General features: G+C 58.7%; 2 protein-coding genes. Both read right to left on the bottom strand.

Annotated features, from left to right (window positions below; all coding sequences use genetic code 11):
* Positions 1–458 (bottom strand): flagellin N-terminal helical domain-containing protein (locus tag BMX61_RS24180; protein WP_456119715.1); only part of this gene is annotated, 458 nt, incomplete at its 3' end.
* Positions 459–799: 341 nt separating this feature from the next.
* The coding region (locus BMX61_RS24175) for a flagellin (RefSeq protein ID WP_268794185.1) at positions 800–1098 on the bottom strand (299 nt) is incomplete at its 5' end.

The following is a 1098-nucleotide window of genomic DNA, read 5'->3' as shown; positions in this document are numbered from 1 at the left end:
CGGGTGAACGAGCCGACCATGGTCTTGGCGCCAGGGGCCGTCGACGAGGTATTGTAGAGCCAGTTTTCGCCCGAGAAGGACGAAGACTGGGCCGTGGACGAGATCTGGTTCTTGAGCTCGACGAGCTCCTTGTTGATCTTGTCCTTGTCGGCGCCTGGTTCACGGGCGGCGGTCAGCTTGGCCTTGATCGTGGAAACAATGTCGATCGTGGCCTTCAGACCGCTATATGCGGTGTCCGTCTTGGCGGAGGCGAGGCCAAGTGCGTCCTGAACGGCGGACAGTGCCTTTTCGTCCGACTTCATCGTCGTGCCGATCGACCAGTAGGCCGCATTATCCTTGGCGGAGCCAACCTTCAGGCCCGACGAAATGTGCGCTTGGGTGCTTTCCATGCTGGAGCTGATCGACCGCAGGGTCGACAGGGCGTTGATGGCAGAAGAGTTCGTCACGATACTGGTCATAGGAGATTGTCCCTCAGATACGAAATACAGGGTTGGGGGACATACCGGACTCGAATACTCACCGGTGAAGACGGGCGGCGTCATGCCAGTTGGTGGTGCCTCTTTCAGAGAGACGACACCAAATCCGTCCTGCAAGACCTTTTCTATTAGATAGATCTTGCAAAAGAGTTCAAAAATTAGACTAACCTAAGGTAATCACGCGGATTGCGCCATTTACGTTTCATCGGCCCTCGACGCTCATATCCGCGACTGGAAAGCGGCTCTTCCGGCAAGGCGCTTCATCAGGGGCCTAGGGTGGGCCGCGCCCCTTGAGAGCGCGGCCCCTGTCTGCTTGATGAAACTTATCGGAAGAGCGACATGATGCTGTCCGGGCCGGAATTGGCGATCGACAGGGCCTGGATGCCGAGCTGCTGCTGCGTCTGCAGAGCCTTCAGGCGCGTGGACTCTTCGTTCATGTCGGCGTCCACGAGGCGACCGACACCCTTGGTGATGGTGTCGCGCAGATCCTTGACGAAGTCATTCTGCAGTTCGATACGGGAGCCGGTGGCGCCAAGGTTGGCGGCCGAGTCGGTCAGACCCTTCAGCATCGTGTCGACGGCGCTGACCATCTGTTCGACCTGCTCGTTTGTGGTGGCCGAGG

Origin of the sequence: Xaviernesmea oryzae, from assembly GCF_900109605.1 — a bacterium.
GTDB lineage: Bacteria > Pseudomonadota > Alphaproteobacteria > Rhizobiales > Rhizobiaceae > Xaviernesmea > Xaviernesmea oryzae.
This window is presented reverse-complemented; position numbering and strand designations above follow the sequence as displayed.